Origin of the sequence: Micromonospora pattaloongensis (genome assembly GCF_900107255.1) — a bacterium.
In the GTDB taxonomy this organism is placed as follows: domain Bacteria; phylum Actinomycetota; class Actinomycetes; order Mycobacteriales; family Micromonosporaceae; genus Micromonospora_I; species Micromonospora_I pattaloongensis.
In genome coordinates this window covers 1-18,030 of sequence record NZ_FNPH01000013.1, presented here as the reverse complement: position 1 = coordinate 18,030, position 18,030 = coordinate 1, and the positions used below count along the sequence as shown (strand labels likewise).

Annotated in this window: 18 protein-coding genes and 3 pseudogenes; 17 read left to right on the top strand and 4 right to left on the bottom strand. The window is 68.2% G+C overall.

The annotated features are described in order from the left end of the window. Nucleotides 1-15 precede the first annotated feature (15 nt). Nucleotides 16-1,524 carry a DUF6297 family protein gene (locus BLW47_RS22445; RefSeq protein WP_245736942.1) on the top strand — a complete coding sequence of 503 codons (1,509 nt, stop codon included), beginning with the start codon at nucleotides 16-18 and terminating at the stop codon, nucleotides 1,522-1,524. 212 nt (nucleotides 1,525-1,736) lie between these two features. Here BLW47_RS22445 and BLW47_RS22440 read toward each other — a convergent pair. After that, a pseudogene (locus BLW47_RS22440) lies at nucleotides 1,737-2,959 on the bottom strand (MFS transporter). 61 nt (nucleotides 2,960-3,020) lie between these two features. Between BLW47_RS22440 and BLW47_RS22435 the strand changes: the two are divergent. The 3 genes from BLW47_RS22435 (at nucleotide 3,021) to BLW47_RS22425 (ending at nucleotide 4,830) form a co-directional block, all read left to right on the top strand. Beyond that, a complete protein-coding gene (locus BLW47_RS22435) occupies nucleotides 3,021-3,779 on the top strand; it encodes a DeoR/GlpR family DNA-binding transcription regulator (protein WP_091561793.1) in 759 nt (252 codons plus the stop codon). A gap of 67 nt (nucleotides 3,780-3,846) precedes the next feature. Beyond that, nucleotides 3,847-4,302 (top strand): pyridoxamine 5'-phosphate oxidase family protein, encoded by a 456-nt coding sequence (locus BLW47_RS22430; protein ID WP_091561789.1) that lies wholly within the window; start codon nucleotides 3,847-3,849, stop codon nucleotides 4,300-4,302. A gap of 108 nt (nucleotides 4,303-4,410) precedes the next feature. After that, the gene (locus BLW47_RS22425; protein WP_139307416.1) at nucleotides 4,411-4,830 is read left to right on the top strand and encodes a hypothetical protein; all 420 of its coding nucleotides are present in this window, start codon (nucleotides 4,411-4,413) and stop codon (nucleotides 4,828-4,830) included. A 33-nt stretch (nucleotides 4,831-4,863) separates the two neighbouring features. Here BLW47_RS22425 and BLW47_RS22420 read toward each other — a convergent pair whose 3' ends face one another. After that, nucleotides 4,864-5,796, bottom strand: a complete 933-nt coding sequence (locus BLW47_RS22420; RefSeq protein ID WP_091561781.1) for a DMT family transporter — start codon at nucleotides 5,794-5,796, stop codon at nucleotides 4,864-4,866. Here BLW47_RS22420 and BLW47_RS22415 point away from each other — a divergent pair. From BLW47_RS22415 to BLW47_RS22395, 5 genes are all read left to right on the top strand, one after another. Further along, entirely contained in the window at nucleotides 5,795-7,192 is a 1,398-nt protein-coding gene (locus BLW47_RS22415; RefSeq protein WP_091561778.1) for an aminotransferase-like domain-containing protein, read from the top strand. The genes BLW47_RS22420 and BLW47_RS22415 overlap by 2 nt on opposite strands. 94 nt (nucleotides 7,193-7,286) lie before the next feature. Continuing rightward, complete coding sequence (locus tag BLW47_RS22410; protein WP_091561775.1) at nucleotides 7,287-8,132, top strand: ABC transporter ATP-binding protein; 846 nt, start codon at nucleotides 7,287-7,289, stop codon at nucleotides 8,130-8,132. Then, nucleotides 8,129-8,890 (top strand): ABC transporter permease, encoded by a 762-nt coding sequence (locus BLW47_RS22405; protein ID WP_091561772.1) that lies wholly within the window; start codon nucleotides 8,129-8,131, stop codon nucleotides 8,888-8,890. Before BLW47_RS22410 ends, BLW47_RS22405 begins: the two co-directional genes overlap by 4 nt. A 29-nt stretch (nucleotides 8,891-8,919) precedes the next feature. After that, nucleotides 8,920-9,690 (top strand): MerR family transcriptional regulator, encoded by a 771-nt coding sequence (locus BLW47_RS22400; protein ID WP_091562017.1) that lies wholly within the window; start codon nucleotides 8,920-8,922, stop codon nucleotides 9,688-9,690. A gap of 130 nt (nucleotides 9,691-9,820) precedes the next feature. Continuing rightward, nucleotides 9,821-10,537 carry a polyamine aminopropyltransferase gene (locus tag BLW47_RS22395; protein ID WP_091561768.1) on the top strand — a complete coding sequence of 239 codons (717 nt, stop codon included), beginning with the start codon at nucleotides 9,821-9,823 and terminating at the stop codon, nucleotides 10,535-10,537. A gap of 106 nt (nucleotides 10,538-10,643) precedes the next feature. On the opposite strand, the gene BLW47_RS22390 is transcribed toward BLW47_RS22395, so the two are convergent. Further along, nucleotides 10,644-11,120 (bottom strand): GNAT family N-acetyltransferase, encoded by a 477-nt coding sequence (locus tag BLW47_RS22390; RefSeq protein ID WP_091561765.1) that lies wholly within the window; start codon nucleotides 11,118-11,120, stop codon nucleotides 10,644-10,646. 415 nt (nucleotides 11,121-11,535) lie between these two features. On the opposite strand from BLW47_RS22390, the gene BLW47_RS22385 reads away from it, so the two are divergent. The 3 genes from BLW47_RS22385 (at nucleotide 11,536) to BLW47_RS22375 (ending at nucleotide 13,917) form a co-directional block, all read left to right on the top strand. Next, nucleotides 11,536-12,057, top strand: coding sequence for a GNAT family N-acetyltransferase (locus BLW47_RS22385; RefSeq protein WP_281247299.1), 522 nt, complete (start codon nucleotides 11,536-11,538; stop codon nucleotides 12,055-12,057). A gap of 468 nt (nucleotides 12,058-12,525) precedes the next feature. After that, the gene (locus tag BLW47_RS22380) at nucleotides 12,526-13,071 is read left to right on the top strand and encodes a GNAT family N-acetyltransferase (RefSeq protein ID WP_091561761.1); all 546 of its coding nucleotides are present in this window, start codon (nucleotides 12,526-12,528) and stop codon (nucleotides 13,069-13,071) included. A gap of 201 nt (nucleotides 13,072-13,272) precedes the next feature. Further along, on the top strand, nucleotides 13,273-13,917 hold the full coding sequence (locus BLW47_RS22375) for a LysE family translocator (RefSeq protein WP_175543760.1): 645 nt from the start codon (nucleotides 13,273-13,275) through the stop codon (nucleotides 13,915-13,917). 50 nt (nucleotides 13,918-13,967) lie between these two features. On the opposite strand, the pseudogene BLW47_RS24915 reads toward BLW47_RS22375, so the two are convergent. Further along, nucleotides 13,968-14,160: pseudogene (locus BLW47_RS24915) on the bottom strand (class I tRNA ligase family protein); the annotation flags it as partial. 143 nt (nucleotides 14,161-14,303) lie between these two features. On the opposite strand from BLW47_RS24915, the gene BLW47_RS22370 reads away from it, so the two are divergent. The 5 genes and pseudogenes from BLW47_RS22370 (at nucleotide 14,304) to BLW47_RS22350 (ending at nucleotide 17,935) form a co-directional block, all read left to right on the top strand. Further along, complete coding sequence (locus tag BLW47_RS22370; protein WP_139307415.1) at nucleotides 14,304-14,672, top strand: hypothetical protein; 369 nt, start codon at nucleotides 14,304-14,306, stop codon at nucleotides 14,670-14,672. A 45-nt stretch (nucleotides 14,673-14,717) separates the two neighbouring features. Continuing rightward, a pseudogene (locus tag BLW47_RS25950) lies at nucleotides 14,718-14,873 on the top strand (hypothetical protein); the annotation flags it as partial. Between the two features lie 474 nt (nucleotides 14,874-15,347). Further along, on the top strand, nucleotides 15,348-16,334 hold the full coding sequence (locus tag BLW47_RS22360; RefSeq protein WP_175543759.1) for a protein NO VEIN domain-containing protein: 987 nt from the start codon (nucleotides 15,348-15,350) through the stop codon (nucleotides 16,332-16,334). 408 nt (nucleotides 16,335-16,742) lie between these two features. After that, nucleotides 16,743-17,282 carry a hypothetical protein gene (locus tag BLW47_RS22355; protein ID WP_139307414.1) on the top strand — a complete coding sequence of 180 codons (540 nt, stop codon included), beginning with the start codon at nucleotides 16,743-16,745 and terminating at the stop codon, nucleotides 17,280-17,282. Nucleotides 17,283-17,572: 290 nt separating this feature from the next. Next, nucleotides 17,573-17,935, top strand: a complete 363-nt coding sequence (locus BLW47_RS22350) for an alanine racemase (RefSeq protein WP_245736938.1) — start codon at nucleotides 17,573-17,575, stop codon at nucleotides 17,933-17,935. The last annotated feature ends 95 nt before the right edge of the window (nucleotides 17,936-18,030 follow it).

Sequence of the window (18,030 nt, the reverse complement as noted above, 5' to 3'; positions counted from 1 at the left end):
GCGCCGACCGTGACCGTGACCAACGACATCCGGTCCGCAGCCGGGACGTCGGCACCGCAGGTACGCCGCTGGATCAGGCAGCGACAGATCGCCGCGAACGGTCGGGTGGAGCCGACCACCGTCTACTCGGTGCTGCTGGCACTGGCGATGGCGGTCGCGCTGGTCGGTCAACCGGCGCTCGCCCTGGTCTGGCCGGCGGGCTCTTCGTCGTCGGTCAGTGCCCCGGCCACGGTCGGGTTGGCCCTGCTCGGCTTCTACGGCGTACTCCGGCAACTGGGCCCCGTGGTGGTGGGTCGCGGCGACGCGACGTGGCTGCTGACCGCTCCGGTGCCCCGTCGCACGCTGTCGGCACCGGCGTTCCTGCTGACCGTCACCGCCGCAGTGCTGGTCGGCGTTCTCGCCGGAGTTGCCGTCGCGGGACACGCCGCCACCCGGCCGGTATCACCCGCGCAGCTCCTGACGACCGTCGCTGGCGGCTGCGCCGCGACCTTTGCGCTGGCATGCGCGGCAGTGCGGGCCCAGCGGACGAGGGCCGCCGCACGGATCTTCGACACCGCAGGTTCCCTCGCCGCTGCGGCGCTCCTGGCAGCACTCGTCGGCGCGCAAGTGGTCCCGGAACCGTCACCACAGCCGTCGCTGCCCGCCACGACGCCGACGACACTGGTGGTGTCCCTCGCCGCCGGTATCGCGGCGGCGATCGGGCTGGCCCGCGCCTGGGCCGGTGTGGACCGCTGGCCGATCCACCGGATCATCGAGGCATCCGCGATCACCTGCGCGTACGCCGACGTGGTCTACGCCGCGGAACCCTCTTTCCTGAGCGAGCTGAGCACCCGGCGGTTCTGGCGGAACCGCACCGGCATCCGGACCAGCGGCCTCCTTCGTCGCCGCGGCATTCCCCCACTGCTGGCACAGGACCTGCTTCTGGTACGACGCAAGGCCGGCCGGCTCCCATGGCTGGCCGCGCTCGCCGCAGCCCCGGCCGCACTGGCGGACGGCCCCCTCTGGGCGCTGATCATGCTGTTCCTGCTGGGCGCGATGGCCGCAGCCGGCCTCTGCGGCGAACCGACACACAGCGATGCGGCGAACCCGTCGATGGTGCGGCTGATGGGGCTGTCACGGCGGCAAGTGGCCGTCCAGCGTCTCGTGATGCCGAGCCTGCTGGCAGCGTCCTGGGCCGCGCTGGCAATGGCCGGCCTCCAAGTGGCGGGTGTGCTCAGCGGACCCTGGTGGATACTCGGCGTGGCCACCGGGCCCGCCGCCGCGCTGGCCGCCATGCAGCGGGCGCGGGCGAGCGCGTCGAGCATCGGCAGCACGCTCATCGAGACACCGTTCGGCGCCTTCCCCTCAGGGATGCTGCTCTGGCTGGTGAACGGGATCGACGTGCTGGCCGTGCTGACCCTTCCGGTCATGGTCGCCGTGACATCCTCTCGAGAGTTGGCGTGGCACGCGGTGCTGGCGCAGGCGGCTGTCTCCGCCCTCGGCGGGCTGGTGCTGTGGATCTCCACTGGCCGGCGTCCCGTCTGACCGGGTGGCGCTGTCCGGCGCCGGGACGGGGACGCCGCGCCGGTGTTCTCCATAACGTCGGGGACACCGAGTTCGGCGCCGTGCGCAAACTGGATCAGCTCTGACCCGCCGGGCCTTGCGGTTGACGCATCGAGCCCACCGCCGCGCGCAGCCGGTCCCTGCGGGTTCGCGCGCGGGACCGGAGAATCAGCTGCCGCGCATCAGGGCGTGACTCAGGCGGTGTGGATGCTGGCTGCTGGCGGGCTGGTTACCTGTGGCTGTGGCGTTTCTGCCTTGGATCGAAGGATGTGGGCGGTGAGGGCGGCGACTACGCAGAAGGCCACCGGCAGGAAGAATGTGTAGTTCAGCGGCATAAGGCGGGTGAGGGGTCCGATGATGGCGGGCCCGGCGAGCATGCCGAGATAGCCGAGCCCGGCGACGCGGGAGACGTTTGCTCCGGCGGCGTTGGGGTCGGCGTGGCGGCCGCGCTGAAGAGCTGCGGGATGGTGCCAGACAGCCCGATACCGAACAGCACCCATCCGGCGATAGCCAGTGGGATCGACGGTGAAATGGCGATCATCGTGAGGGCGAGTGCGGCCAGTGCCGATCCGTAGCGGACGATGGCGACCGAGCCGAAGCGTGCGGCGCCCCGGTCGGTGAGGAAGCGTCCGATCGTCATGGCGGTGGCGAAGGCACCGTAGGCGAGGGCGGCGGTGGCGGCGGGCGCGTCGAGCACGTCGCGCATCGCCAGCACGCTCCAGTCGTTGGCCACGCCTTCGCTGAGCATCAGCATCAAGGCCAGCGCGGCGAGCGCCCAGATGCGAAGGGGCGTGGTCCGCCAGGTGGTGGCCTTGGCCGTGGAGGGCTCTACGGCGCTGGCGGCTTCCGGCCTTGGTAACAGTGCGGGTGCGACGACGGCGGTGACGGCGAGGGCGAAGAGGCTGACCGCGGTCACGGTAGCCGTGGTGCTCCAACCCCAGCTAAGAGTCCGGGCGCCGACCAGCGCGGCGAGAACCCCGCCGATGGAAAACACGGCGTGGAACGCGGACATGATCGGACGCTTGTACCGGGCTTCGACCTGAACAGCGTGCGTGTTCATGCTGACGTCCAGGCTGCCGTTGCCAATGCCGAACACCAGCAGTGCCACGCCCAGTGTCCACGCGTTCACGGCGAGCGCGGGCAGGACGAGCGCCGTACTGCACAGCGCCGCGCTCAGCGGCACGACCTTGCGAGCGCCGAAACGGTCGGTGAGCGGCCCGACCAGTTGCATTCCGGTGAAGGCACCGGCGCCGAGGAGCAGCAGGAGCCAGCCGAGCACGGCGTGGCTGATTCCGGCCCGGTGTTCGACCGCGGGGATGTGGACGATCCAGATACCCATGACGAAGCCGTTGAGGGCGAAGTAAGCGAAGGTGGCCAACCGAGCGACCCGCGATGATCTCATCATGGTTTCGAACATAACAAACATGGTTCGTGTTCAAAATATTGTTGAACGAAAGCAATTGGTGTTCAATGAGTGCATGGCGAGCGTGGAGCGACACCAACAGATCACCGATGCCGTACGGCACGCCGGGCAGCTCAGCGTGGCGGAGCTGGCGGAACTGACTAGCACCTCGGAGATGACAATCCGCCGAGACCTGGAAATCCTGGCCGAACAGGGTCTCCTGGAGCGTTACCGCGGTGGGGCCAGAAGCCTGCTGTTGCGCGGCGAGGAACCCCCGTTCGCGCTTCGCGCGCATGACGGCCTGGAGGTCAAGCAGCGCATCGCCGCAGCGGTAGGCGCCATGATCGCCGACGGCGAGGCGGTCGTCATCGACAGCGGCACCACCTGCCTCGAAGTGGCCCGCGCCCTGACCCACCGCCGCCTGACCGTCATGCCGCTGTCCCTGCACGCGGCCAACGCACTGGTCGGCGCACCTCAACTGAGGCTTCTCCTGCCCGGCGGGGAGCCGCGCCCCGGTGAACTGGCGCTCACCGGCCCCCTCGCGGAGGCGTCGCTCGCCGCGCTGCGCTTCGACACCGCGGTCATCGGCTGTTGTGGCCTCAACGCCGCGAACGGCCTGACCGCGTACGACCTGGCCGACGCTGCGATCAAGCGTGCCGTGATGGCCTCGGCCAACCGCGTCATCGCGGTCGCCGAGGCGGCCAAGTTCTCCCGCACTGCCCTCGCCTTCGTCGCGCCGACGTCCGCGCTGCACGCCGTCGTGACCGGAGACGACGCCCCCAACGACGAGGCGGACGCGCTGGAAGCCGCCGGCGTCGTCGTACGAAGGGTGTGACCCGGTGGCGGACACGTGCTCTTCGACCTGTTCGGCGTCACCGTCAAGGCGGTGCGACCATGGGCGTATGGCCTCGTGGCAGGACGTCGAACGGGCAGAGCCGGAGTTCGCGCAGCGCGTGCGGGCGCTGTTCGACGCTCACAAACACAAGACCATTGCTACGTTGCGAGCCGACGGGTCGCCGCGGATCTCGGGGATTGAGGCGGTATTCGAGGGGGGTGAACTGGTTTTCGGCTCGATGCCGAACGCACGCAAGGGCGCGGATCTGCGTAGCGATCCGCGGTTTGCCTTGCACAGTGCGACGGTCGACCCGGTCGAGGGCGCCGAGGCGCAGTGGCCGGGCGAGGCGAAGATCTCGGGCCGGGCGATAGCTGCCGGACCAATCACCGAAGAACGCGACGGCGACCGTTTCCACGCCGACATCGCCGAGGTCGTGCACACCCACCTCAACCAGGAGGCCACGATGCTCGTCATCGAGTGGCGGTCGCCCCCGCAAGGGCTGCGAAGGATCGAGCGCGAGTGACATCGACCGACGAACAAGCATCCTTTCGGCTTGATCGCATGGGCGGATTTGCCGCCCGACGGCCGTGACCGCTTGTGGCACCGCTTGGAGACCTCCTACGGTACGGCGATGACGACCGGCATGAGTCCATCGATGGCACCCCACAAAATCCCACCAAGCCGTCATGCCGCGACACTGCTGATAGTCGGGCAGGCGCTGATTGTCGTCAGCTACTTCCTCCTCGCCTTCATCCCGTACTTCGCGCACGGGCTGCACCGCGAGGAGGCATGGAACAGGCCGTTTGACCCCAAGGGCCTGTTCCCCATGAAGTACACGGGCAACCTGCTACCGATCTTCGATGTGACGCTCGGCCCGTTCGTTGCAGGCCTGTTCGCCCTCGGCGGGTTGGTCCTGCTCGCCGCGCGACGCGCAACCCTTCCTCCATGGATGCGGGCCGCCCTGCTCGTCTGCGCAGCCGGCACTGCGGCCTTCATCGTCGTGAATGCCGTTGACGTCGGTGCCGGAGTCAGGCTCTGGGTCCGGGACTGACTGACCCTTCCTGCTGCCGGTGGGCTGGACACATCACGGCCGTTGATGGGTGTTGCGCGCGCTGCGGGTGCGCTGAATCAGTACGACGCAGGCCAGCACGACCAGCGCCGCCCCGATCGAGGCAGGAGTGACGGTCTCTGCGAGCAGTAGCGCGGACCAGAGCAGGGTGAGTACCGGCTGTGCGAGCTGAATCTGGCCGACCTGGGCGATCCCACCTCGGGCTAGACCTGCGTACCAGGCGAAAAAGCCCAGGAACATGGAGATCGCGGTGAGGTATCCGAACGCCGACCAGGCGGCGGCGTCGGCGCCCGGCGGGTGGGCCGAAGCGGCGACGAGCGTGATGAGCAGGGTGACGGGCAGCGAGAGCAGCAGCGCCCAGCAGATCGTCCGGGCGCCGCCCAGTTCCCGGGCGAGCGCGCCGCCCTCGGCGTATCCCAGTCCACACAGGACGACCGCCGCGAGCAGGAACAGGTCGGCGCCCGACAGCGCTCCGCGCACCGCCCCGCTGGTGATCAGGAAGGCGAGCACCGCCATCAGCCCGCCGGCGCTGGCGACCCAGAACAGCAGCGGTGGGCGCTCGCCGGCCCGCAGTACCGCGAACACGGCGGTCATGGCGGGCAGCACGGTAATGACGACCGCGCCGTGTGCGGAAGTCTGGGTGGTCAGTGCCAGCGAGGTGAACAGCGGGAAGCCGACGACGACGCCAAGGGCGACGATCGACAGCCGCTGCCACTGACTCCGGGTGGGTCGCGGCGCGCCGGTGAAACGTAGGTACGCCCATGCCAGTAGCGCCGCACCGACGGCCCGGCCGAAGGCGACGAACCACGGGTCGAGTTGCTGCACGGCGACACGGGTGGCGGGCAGCGACATGCTGAAGGCGAGCACGCCCAGCGCGCCGAGGGTGAGGCCGATGAGCCGGTCCGCCGTTACCGTGGTTGCGACAGTAGCGCTACTCTTGTCCTTCATGAACAACGGTAACGCTGTCGCCCGCGTTATCCAAGATCTGCGCGGGCTCGTGGCCGTCTCGGGCCCCGGAACTCGGCTGCCCTCGGTACGCGAGTTGACCGCCCGGCACCAGGCCTCGCCGGTGACCGTCGCCGAGGCAGTCCGACAGCTGGTGGCGCAAGGGCTGATCGAGACGCGATCGGGGAAGGGCACCTTCGTGGCCGCCCGACCGGACGAGCGACGCGCCCCCGACCTGTCCTGGCAAACCGTCGCGCTCGGCCCCCGCCGACCGGGCGAGGAGGAGATGCAGGCGTTATTGGCGTTACCGCCGTCGGGAGCGATTCCACTGTCCGGCGGCTACCTGGACACAGATCTGCAGCCGGCTGCCGCGCTCGGCGCCGCGCTCACCCGCGCCGCCCGGCAGCCCGCGGCCTGGCAGCGCGGGCCGGCCGAGGGGCGTGCGGACCTACGCGCCTGGTTCGCCCGTGAGGCGGGGGCCCGGCTGCGCGCCGACGACATGGTGATTTGCCCTGGCGGGCAGGCTGCGCTGTCATCCGCGTTGCGCGCTCTCGCCGCGCCCGGCGACACCCTGCTCGTCGAGTCCCCGACTTACCTGGGGGCGCTGGCCGCGGCCCGGGCGGCTGGGCTACGGGTGGTACCGGTGCCCGCCGACGCCGACGGCGTACTCCCCGACCAACTCACCGCCGCGTTTGCTCGCACCGGCGCGCGGCTCTTCTACTGCCAACCGCTGCACGCGAACCCCACCGGTGCGACATTGGCAGCCCACCGCCGAGCTGCGGTCGCCGATGCCATCCGCGACGCCGGAGCGTTCCTGATCGAGGACGACTACGCCCGCGACCTCACCATCGACGGAGAGGCCCCGCCACCGCTTGCCGCCGACGACCCGGACGGGCACGTGGTCTACCTGCGCTCACTGACCAAGTCCGCAGCGCCCGGCCTACGTGTCGCCGCGATCGGCGCCCGCGGCCCAGCCGGTGCCCGGCTGCGCGCGGCCAGGTTGCTCGACGACTTCTTCGTCGCCGGCCCGCTGCAGCAGGCCACGCTGGAGTTCGTCACCGCCCCGGCCTGGACACGGCACCGCCGCACCCTGCGCACCGCGCTGCGGACACGGCGCGAGGCGCTGCTGACCGCACTGCGCCGGCACCTGCCGGGACTCGCCCCACCGACGATCCCACGCGGCGGGCTGCACCTGTGGGCCCGCCTGCCCGACAGCACCGACGACGTCGCCCTGGCCGCCGCAGCGGCCGCGCAAGGCGTCATCGTCTTCCCCGGCCGTCCCTGGTACGCGGCCGAACCCCCGGCGCCGCACCTGCGCCTGACCTTCGCCGCAGCCCCACCCGACCTCATGGACGAGGCCATCCGCCGCCTCGCTCGCGTCTTACCGAACGGTTTCTGAGCGGCGGCAGCAAGAAGGACACCGCGACTCATTGGCGACCTGCCTTACTTCCAGGCTTGACCCTGACGCAGCGTCAACCCCGCATGCTGGCGCCATGTCCATAGATGCCCAGATGACAACCGAGCAGGTCCGCGGGCCTGCGATCCAGGTCCGGGGCCTGGAGAAGTCGTACAAAGAGCTGCACGTGCTGCGCGGCGTGGACTTCGACGTGGCGCGGGGCACCATCTTTGCCCTGCTCGGCTCCAACGGGGCGGGCAAGACCACCGTCGTGAGGATCCTGTCCACACTGCTCAAGCCGGACGCGGGGACGGCCAGCGTCAACGGCTTCGATGTCGCCACGCAAGCGGCGAACGTGCGGGAGTCCCTCAGCCTGACGGGACAGTTCGCGGCCGTCGATGAGATCCTCAGCGGGCGGGAGAACCTGGTGCTGGTCGCCCGGTTGCGGCATCTGAGGGATCCGGGCCGGATTGCGGATGACCTGTTGGCCCGCTTCTCACTGAGCGACGCGGCCAGACGGAAGGTGTCGACGTACTCGGGCGGGATGCGCCGCCGCCTCGACATCGCGATGAGCCTCATCGGGAACCCGCCGGTGATATTCCTCGATGAACCGACGACCGGGCTCGACCCGCAGGCGCGTCTGGAGGTGTGGCAGGCCGTCAGGGAGCTCGCCAGGCAGGGCGCGACGGTGCTGCTCACCACGCAGTACCTCGACGAGGCGGAACAGCTCGCTGACCGGATCGCGATCCTCCACCAGGGGCGCATCATCGCGAACGGCACGCTCCCGGAGCTCAAGCAGCTGCTGCCGCCGGCCAAGGTCGAGTACGTCGAGAAGCAGCCGACCCTCGAAGACGTCTTCCTCGCCATCGTCGGTGACCAGGCACTGACAGCACAGCAGACGCCGCCAGACCCAACGGCACGAACCGCTAAGGACCCTCGATGACCAGGCATTTCTTCGGCGACACCACTGTCCTACTGGGCCGGTCTCTGCGCCACATCAGCCGCAGCCCGGACACGATCATCACCACCGCGATCATGCCGATCGCATTCATGCTGCTGTTCGTCTACGTATTCGGCGGCGCGATCCAGACCGGGTCGGACAAGTACGTGAACTACCTGCTGCCCGGCATCCTGCTCATCACGGTCGCCTCGGGCATCTCCTACACCGCATACCGCCTCTTCCTGGACATGAAGGGCGGCATCTTCGAGCGGTTCCAGTCCATGCCGATCGCACGCTCGTCCGCGCTGTGGGCGCACGTGCTGACCTCGCTGGTCGCCAACCTGATCTCGCTCGTGGTGGTGGTGCTGGTCGCCCTGCTCATGGGCTTCCGCTCGGGGGCCGGCGCGCTGGACTGGCTCGCGGTCGCCGGCATCATGATCCTGTTCACCCTGGCCCTGACGTGGCTCGCCGTCATCCCGGGCCTGACCGCGCAGTCAGTGGACGGCGCGAGCGCGTTTTCCTATCCGCTGATCTTCCTGCCGTTCATCAGCTCGGCCTTCGTACCCACGGAGAGCATGCCCGGCCCCGTACGCGCCTTCGCCGAGAACCAGCCGGTGACGTCCATCGTCAACACGATCCGCGACCTGTTCGCTCAACACCAGGTCGGTGACGACATCTGGATCGCCCTCGCCTGGTGTGCCAGCCTCCTCATCGTCGCCTATAGCGTCGCCATGGCCATCTACCACCGCAAGATCAGTTAACGATGGTCTCCGTGGTGCAGGCTGAAGCCATGCTGACGATCGGACGGCTGGCGTCCTACGCCGGCGTGACCATCCGCGCCGTGCGGCACTACCACCAGATCGGACTGCTGCGGGAGCCGGAGCGCGACGCCTCCGGCTACCGAACGTACGACGCGGCCGCGGTCGTGAGACTCATCCGGATCCGGACCCTGGCCGAGGCCGGCGTACCACTGGCCCGCGTCCGCGCGCTACTCGACGCTGACCCCGAGACGTTCACCGCCGCGACCACCGAGATCGACCGGCAGCTGCGTGCGCAGATCCGCGCGCTGCAGGAGCACCGGCGACGGATCGCGCGACTGGGCTGCGGCGATTCCTTGGCTGTCCCTGAGGAGGTGGTCGACTACCTGGAGCGCCTGCGTGCCATTGGAGCACCGGCGGCCCTCGTTGAGGCTGAGCGCGACGCATGGATCCTCATGGCAGCGCGATGGCCGGCAGCGATCCCGGCGATCATGGCCGAGAAGGTGGCCCAGCTGGCCAACCCGGCGGTCGTCCGGCTCTACCAGCTCATCGGTCGGATCGCGGAGAACTGGAGGGACGAAGAGCTGCTGCGCGAGACGGCCGACCTGATGAGCGAGCTGTTCGAGCAGGCCGCGGCCAGCGGGGAGCTGGACCGGCAGGACGAGATCATGCCCGACGCGGCGTTCATCCGCCTGATGGACTCGTTCGCGGATGCTGCCCACCCCGCCGTCGCGCGACTGCGGGAGCTGGTGGCCGAGCGTGGTTGGACCGGGTGGACCCGGGTCGAGAGGCGCGACCCCTGACGCACCACGCCGGGGTCGCACCCGCGTCTGATCAGGCGCACTCGTCTGCCGCACATCGATCGGGGCTGCGGATGAACACGCCTGGCGCGCCGGACGACGCCGGCGCCCGCGGGCGGGAAGGATGTGCCGAATGAGTTCACGCTTCGAGGAGCTGGCCTGGCGGGAGACGCCGCTCGGCGAGATCCGTCTGCGGCGACGGTTCGACCCATCGCTCAAGCTCGACGTCTACGAGGTCAAGCTCGGCGACGAGTTCCTGATGTCCAGCCTCTTCACCGTCGCGGAGATCGAACTCGCCCGGCTCGGCCTGGCCGCGCTGGACGGAGACGACCTCGACGTCGTCGTCGGCGGCCTCGGTCTCGGCTACACCGCGCGCGCCGTGCTGGAGGACCCGCGGGTCAGGACGCTGACGGTGGTGGAAGCGCTCGACGACGTGATCGGGTGGCACCGAAGCGAGTTGCTCCCGTTCGCCGCCGAGCTGACCCGCGATTCGCGCACCCGGCTGGTCCACGCCGACTTTTTCGCCCTCGTCGCCGGCGCCACGGGATTCGACCCCGACACGCCCGGCCGGCGGTTCCACGCGTTCCTCGTGGACATCGACCACACGCCGCGGCAGGTGCTCCATCCGAGCCACGCCGCGTTCTACACCCCCGAGGGGCTACGCCGTCTCACCCGTCGCCTCCACCCGGGCGGGGTGTTCGCGCTGTGGTCCAACGATCGACCGGACGAGGACTTCACCGCCACGCTCACGGAGGCGTTCGCCACGGCAAAGGCCCACGTCGTCAGCTTCCCCAACCCCCTGCAAGGGCGGCCCGCGACCAACACCGTCTACGTCGCCACCGTCGCGTAGTCGCGACGTTCCGCTCCCCGCCCGCCCCGCCGATCAGATGAGCCGGATGATCGCTGCCGCCGGGAATTCCCCCCCGACGTTCGACGCAACCGCGTCGGCGCCGCGATCAGTCGAGATCGCGGTAGTAGTAGAACATCGGCTCGCTCGCCCCGGGCTCGGTGTCGGAAAAGCCGTGCGCCTCGTAGAAGCGCCGCGCGGCAGTGTCTTCGCCGTCGACGTTGATTTCCAGCGTCTGCGCGCCGCGTTGCCGCGCCAGGCGGCAGGCAAATTCCAGCATGGCGTGCCCGAACCGCTGTCCACGCAGGTCCGGCCGGACATAGAGCTCATCCAGGGCCGCGACCGGACCGTCGTACCACGCATTGGGCCGGAAGGAGAGCACCGCGACGCCGACGGCCGGTTCGCCGCCGAGAAGGGCCACGAGGTGGTCCCCGGCGATCAGTCGCCGGAGGCGTGGCGCGAGCACCTCCGTCCCCGGTGACGGCGTGTCGAATTCGCGGTTGAAGGCATCCAGTAGTTCGGCGACGACAACGGCGTCGGACGTCGTCGCCTGCCGTACCGGGTGCTCGTGCTGAGGTAGGGCCACCTCTGCAACTTCGCTGCTCGCCTCACGGGCCGCAACGCATTTCCCGTCTCCGGCCGCGGCACGTACGCGGTGTCGGCGGCGTTCCTGCGGCGAGACCGTTCCGCCGAAATTCGCACGGCAATCACCGTGCGCTAGCCCCCGCTGTGTCAAATGCTGGGTCTGGTGCGGGCGGGACTCGATTCCGCGATCGAGGGATTATGAGATAAAAATGGACGACCTGGCGAGCTGGGCTAATGGGCTTGAAGCGGCGGCGAAAACGCCTGTCGACGTCTCTCGCCACTCCCCCGCCGTCCGTCGGCGTCTTGCGCACCAGATGCGGACCGCTCACCTACCGGCGAGCGACATGCCTAGGCACGACGTAACGTGTGCTGGGGTCCCGGCCGGTACATGGATCTCTCTGGGGCTGAGGAGAATTGTGGATCTGAGTAGCCGTCGCCCTGCCGACACGCAGCGACTGACGTTCGCTGAGATGACGGTCGACGACCTTGATGACATGGCCGCGCTTCTTGGTGACCCGGATGTGATGCGGTATTACCCGCATCCGAAGGATCGTGACGAGGCACTGAGCTGGATCAGGTGGAATCAGAGCCTGTACCAGCGGGAGGGCTTCGGCCTGTGGGTGATTAGGTTGCGGGATACAGGCGAATTCGTCGGTGACTGCGGTCTGACACCGCAGGAGGTTGAAGGAGCCGTCGATGTCGAAGTTGGTTACCACGTACGGGGCGATCTACAGGGCTACGGATACGCCACGGAAGCCGCGGCAGCGTGCCGCGATCATGCACGTGAGATCCTCAACGTAAGGCGACTCATCGCCATCATTCACCCGGACAACGCACCTTCACAGCGGGTCGCTGAGAAGATTGATCTTCGCTTCGAGCGTAAGGCGACCTCGCGTTCCGGAGACCGGGTAGACGTGTACGCGGCACACCTGTCGTAGTGGGGACCCGCGCAGCAGCCACTCTCTTCCCCCGAGAGCCCATCTTCGCCGTGAGTCTGCACATCGTGGAACGGCTTCGCCCGGACCCATGGTGGAGGTGGGCCGCACCCATCTTTGTCGAAGATCCCCGCGGGAGGCATCAGCCCTGATGCTTGGCGCATCTGCGAGTATCGCCCGGCGCTCCGGCCGATACCGGCGCTTGCGCCGCCACCAGGCCGGGCGCAGCCGGCGCGCCCCGCTTGCGGGCCGCCTTGATTCTAAAGAGGGGAATTCGGCAGTGCGTGGGCTCTGTCAGGGGCTCTGTCAGTTGTGCTCCGACAACTGATGTGCGACACGACTCCGTCAGGTGATGTGCGACAGGGTCCGGCGATCGAGCGGCGGCTTAGCCGCCGACCAACGTCCTGTCATGGCGAATTGCGGTTGCCGAGCTCGATTGCTCGGGCTGCCCGAGAGCCCCAGAATCGGGGCATGCTGCCGACGGAGATGCCGTGTCTCGACGAGCCGCCGGCGCGCTTGCGGGCGTTCCGGTTGGACGACGCCCGGCTCGTCGCCTCGGTCGCGTCGGACCCTCTCATTCCCCTCATCACGTCAGTGCCGCCCTCCGATGCCCACGAGGACATCGCTGCCTACCTTGAACGGCAGCACCAGCGACTCGCTGAAGGGTCTGGCTACTCCTTTGCGATCGCGGACATCGAGACCGACGAAGCTGTGGGCAACATCGGCCTCTGGACCAGCCACATCTCCACCGGGCGCGCATCGACGGGCTACTGGATCGCGCCACAGCACCGGCGCCGCGGATACGTCCGGGCCGCTTTGAGCGCCCTCACCACTTGGGCTAGCTCACTGGACGACGTCAAGCGGCTGGAGCTGTTCGTCGAACCATGGAACGAGGGCTCGTGGCGAGCGGCAGAAGCCTGCGGTTACCAGCGCGAAGGACTCCTGCGCAGCTGGCAGCAGGTCGGGACCGAGCGTAAAGACATGTACGTCTACAGCCTCATCCCTGTCCGCGACTGAACGCACGGATCTGCCGCCGACCGGTTGTCACCGTACGCGCCGGACGCGTGGGGGCTCGGCCCTCGGTCGTGCCGATGAGCGTGCGCCCGGGGCGTGTTCGGTCAGCGAATCCTGGCCGGGTAGGGCGAGGTCGAGGTGGCTGGGGCCACGACCGCCAGATTGGCTGTAGTGGATGGATTACTGTCGCGAAAAGGTGCGTGTGTGATCACAGTCGCGTCGATCCTCGGTGTCTCCGCGGTTGCGCTGGGCATGGTCCTCACCCCGGGGCCCAACATGATGTACCTCGTCTCACGGAGCATCACACAGGGCCGCCGGGCCGGCGTCGTGTCACTCGGTGGCGTCGCGCTCGGTTTCCTGGTTTATCTCACGGCCGCCAATCTCGGCCTGTCGGTGATCTTCCTGGCCGTTCCGGAGCTGTACCTCGCCGTCAAATTCACAGGCGCGGCGTATCTGGGATGGCTTGCCTGGAAGGCCCTCCGTCCCGGCGGCACCTCGATGTTCGAGCCACAGGAGTTCGCACTGGATTCACCGCGACGGCTATTCACGATGGGCCTGATGACCAACCTGCTGAACCCCAAGATCGCCGTGATGTACCTGTCGCTGATCCCCCAGTTCGTACACCCTGCGGCCGGGCACGTCGTCGTTCAAGGCTTTGTGCTGGGCGGCATCCAGATCATCGTGAGTCTGGCGGTGAACCTCGCGATCGTCCTGGCCGCCGGCACCATCGCGGTGTTCCTGACCCAGCGACCCAGCTGGCTGCGCGTTCAGCGCTACCTCATGGGCACCGTGCTCGGTGCACTCGCGATTAAACTCGCCACCGACCGCGCTCAACCGACGCCCACCTGACCATGGGCCAAGCGCCGAAGAGCCGGATGCCCCTCCGGCCCCAGCGAAGCCGCGTGGACGGTGGAGCGGCCGGCTCGACGCCCGACCTTTATTTGCCCGGTGTCGAACGACGCGTCCGTGCCGGGGGCGGCCGCTGACGGCCCAGTACCGGACGGCGTCCGCGCCGTACTCCTCGAGCAGGGACATCGGCGTGACGACGTTGCCCTTTGACTTCGACATCTTCTTGCGATCGGGGTCGAGGATGACCCAACGTCCGCCCTACCGCTGATGCTTGTCAGACTGGCCGCGTGAGGGATAAGCACGGCCCAGACGAACCCGACACCCACGATGTACCCCGGACACCAACTCTGGCAGTCGCAAGGGCATTGGCAAGGGAGTTGGCCGGGGTGGCGACCGTGAAGGTCGACGGCGTCGAGGGCGGGATATCGGTGAGCGTCACACCACGTAACCCCGATGCTCGTGCCTTCGGATGGACGGACTTCTCCGATGAACTCATCCTGGAGGTCGGTGACTACGGCGGCCGATGGGAACTGGAAGCCGGCCCTGAAGACGTCGCCCTACTCGAAGACATCGTCCGCTCAGTGATCGCTGGCAGGGTCCGGGAGGTGTTCGCTCCGGGCCGCTCGTCCGTCTCGGTCACGCTCGCCGATGCATCAGTGGAGACCGAGATCGGAGGCAGAGGCCCCACCGGCTGCCTGCCGCTGCCCTTCTGGCGGCGTTGGTCCCGCAGCGTCCAGTACGCCCCCTACAGCTAACCCGGTGAGCGTCAGCTTGGAAGAATGCTGCTCCCGTCGTCGTGAATCAAGTCCCGCAGGCGCTGGTGTTCACGTCCCCGGCCGGCGAGGTGTTGCGCAAACTTCCGCCGCCGGGTCTTCGGTCGGGCTCCACAGTCAATCGGCCTCGCGGGCCTGACGCCGCACGAGCTGCGGCACACGGCGGCGAGTCTGGCGGTGGCCGAGGGCGCCAACGTGAAGGCGGTGCAGCGGATGCTCGGGCACACCTCGGCGGCGATCACGCTGGACGTCTTACGCGGACCTGTTCGAGGACGACCCCGACCAGATGGCCGACCGCCCCGACCGGGCGGCGGGTCGTGCTCCTGCGGACTCAGTGCGGACTCGAGGGCGTCGGTCCGGACCTCGATGCGGTTCGTCCCCGTCCCCGGAAGGCCTACAGCAACTTTGATCGTCCCTGCTTCGCACCATGAGCAGCACCACGCCCATGCTGCCCCGCCAAGGGCTCCGGTCCTCCGTAGCGGTGCAGCCCTCTGCCCCACGCGCCGAGAGGGCGGCGAGGAACCCCGCCGCCGGCCACCTCCATGGCGGCGAGAAGGTCGGCCACGGCCCGCCCAAGGGGGGCGAGCAGTATTTAGCTTGCGACTTAACAGAGGCTGGTTTAGCGTTGCTCTCTACGACCCCTCCTTCATTCGTGAGGTGCCTGTGACCGATCACGTCCTCTGTATTTGGTCCTCCGCTTCTCCCAACGGACGCCGAAACCTGCTCTTCGGCCTTGAGACGCAGACCTGGGGGTTCAAGGAGCACGATCCCCAGTACGAGCAGCCGAGTCGCTGGGTGTTGTTCGGACACGATCACAGCAACGGAAGTCCGCGCATCGATGCACCGGTATGGCAGAAGGGAACGGTCGACCTCATCCTCTGCGAGTTCACGGCACCCCTGTACCGGGGTGAGGCTCCCCACTGGCCAGACGAGATCGAAGATTCTAAGCTCATCTATCCGTACCGTCTGGGCCTGACTCCAGTGGCGACACTCGCGGGTGCTCCTGCCGATGCCACCGGGGTGCTGGGCGCCGGGGGGACCGAAGCCCTTCGTCTCGCGGCGATCAGCAACCGCGGAATTCGCGTCGAACTGGACGTGGCCCCACTACTCAAGGCCATGGGCGTACCCACGGCCGGCGCGGACGCAGTGCCGGACCTCAGCCGAACGGCCGGTGTTCCGCGTCCGTCTTTCCCTCCGGTCCGGGGCCGCCGGGGAGCCGGTCGGTCGCGTGACCCGGAATTCAACAGCGCTGTCGAAGCCCGCGCCGTCGATCTCGCCATCGAACACATGAAGGCCCAGGGGTGGCCGGACGTCAAGCCGCTCGGCAAGCCCTATGACCTCGTCTGCCGGAAGCCGTCCGGCGAGGAAAAGCACGTCGAAGTAAAGGGAACCAGCGGGGCGGGCGCTGACGTCGAGTACACCTCAAACGAGGTTGCGCACTTCCGCTCTTGCCCCCACGGCGCTGACCTCATCGTTGTTCGTGACATCGCGGTTGACCGCACCGTACGCCCATACCAGGCCACGGGCGGGCGGCTCCTCCACATCGAGAACTACAAGGCCCCATCAGAGGACTTGCAGGCGACGCGTTGGCTCGGACGTGTTCCCGGTTGGGACTCCGCCAACCAGCACGAAGCCGTCATCTGATTCGGTGCGTTGGGCAGCGGCTGTTGACTCAACACCCGCTGCCCAACGACCGGCGAGGCTTGCCCCCCAAGCCTCCTGCCTTGTTCGGCCCGACAGTCGCCTTGACCTTGCGGCCGCAGGTGGCCTTGGCGGGCGTCACGGCGTGAGCGCCCCGTCGGGTGAGGTGCAGGCGTTGGTGGTCTCGGCGAGAGGACGGCGTCGACCAGGGATCACGAGACCTGCCCTGCACCGCATCAGCGGGACCCTCGACAAGTCTCTAATCGACATCTTCAGGGGCCGAACGTGACGCCCGAAACGCCTGCGGCCGGCGGGCGGTCTGGTTGCGTCTCGTGCCCACTCGTGACCGTTCAGCGACACCGTTACTGGCCCGTGGACGGCCCACCGATCCTGGGCGGTACCGTCGCTGACGTGCAATCCGATCGCGCTCTGCTGGATCAAATCCGCGCTACGCCGTGGATCGCGGCCCTGTTGGCGCGGTTCGACTTCGATGTCTCGCGGGCGGCATTCGGGCCGATTGAGCCGGTCCAGCTAGCCAATGGGGAATCCCTTGAGATGATCGCCGGGGATGCCTCGGGCGGAGCATTCATGCTGGTCGGCTCGGGCAGTCACCGACCAGTCGTGTATGTCGGGTCAGAAGGCGAGGGCGGGCTAATCGCCGCGTCCCTGCGTGATGCGCTGGCGCTCGTCGTTGGCCTGTCCAGTCTCCACGACGCGACCGCAAGACCGTTCGGTGATGATGGCAGCCAGCTACGGGACTGGCTGGCCCAAGCAGACCACTACATTCGCGTTGACTGGCCGCAGCTCGACATGGAACGGGACCGGCTCCGGGAAGCACTCGATCTGCCGGCCGCAGACGAGCTTCTGGCCGCACTGCACGCAGCGGCAGTCAACGAGCACTACCGCCCGATCAGCGACGCTGGCGACTGCTACAGGTCAATGCTTGAGTAGCGATGCGGACCTGGCTGGAAAGCGGCGGATCTCCGAGCAGTGGCCGGGTCTGGGGCGGAGCCCAGGGCCTTCTGCTCTTGTCCGTTTCTCAGCGTGGCCGGCCGGCCCGGCCGATGCCGGCCTGAGGTCGCCGGCAGTGTTGGGCTTGCGTCAGTGTCCTCTGTCGACTGACGTGCGACAGTCGTCCGCCAACTGATCTGCGACACCTCAGCGCGCCGATCGCGGCTAAATGACTGCGGGTAGCTGCGGTCCTCACCCGCCTGTTCCCCCCGCATGGCATGATCCGGCGCATGGACATGCCGGCTCCGCTGCCCACTGATCTGAGCACGCCGTATGTGGCCGTTGACCTCGACGTTCTCGACCGTAACTTGCGCGCCATGGCGGTGAGGGCGACCGCGCAGGGGCTCGCGCTGCGGCCACACGCTAAGACCCATAAATGCTTGCAGATCGCACGCCGTCAGATCGAGATCGGCGCGGTCGGTCTGACCGTGGCGACCGTCAGCGAGGCCGAGGTGTTCGCCAAGGCAGGATTCACCGACCTGTTCATCGCCTACCCCGTCTGGGCGTCACCTGCGCGTGCGGCACGGTTACGTGCCCTCGCCGAGCAGGTGTCGCACCGCATCTGCTGCCGCGATTCTGGCCGCTTTGCATAGGCTGCCGATCTATGGCCGCCGGACTCAATGAGCGTCAGCTCGAAGCCATCGCGGAAACACTGGACTTGGCCCAACAGCTCGGGGTCGAAGTATGG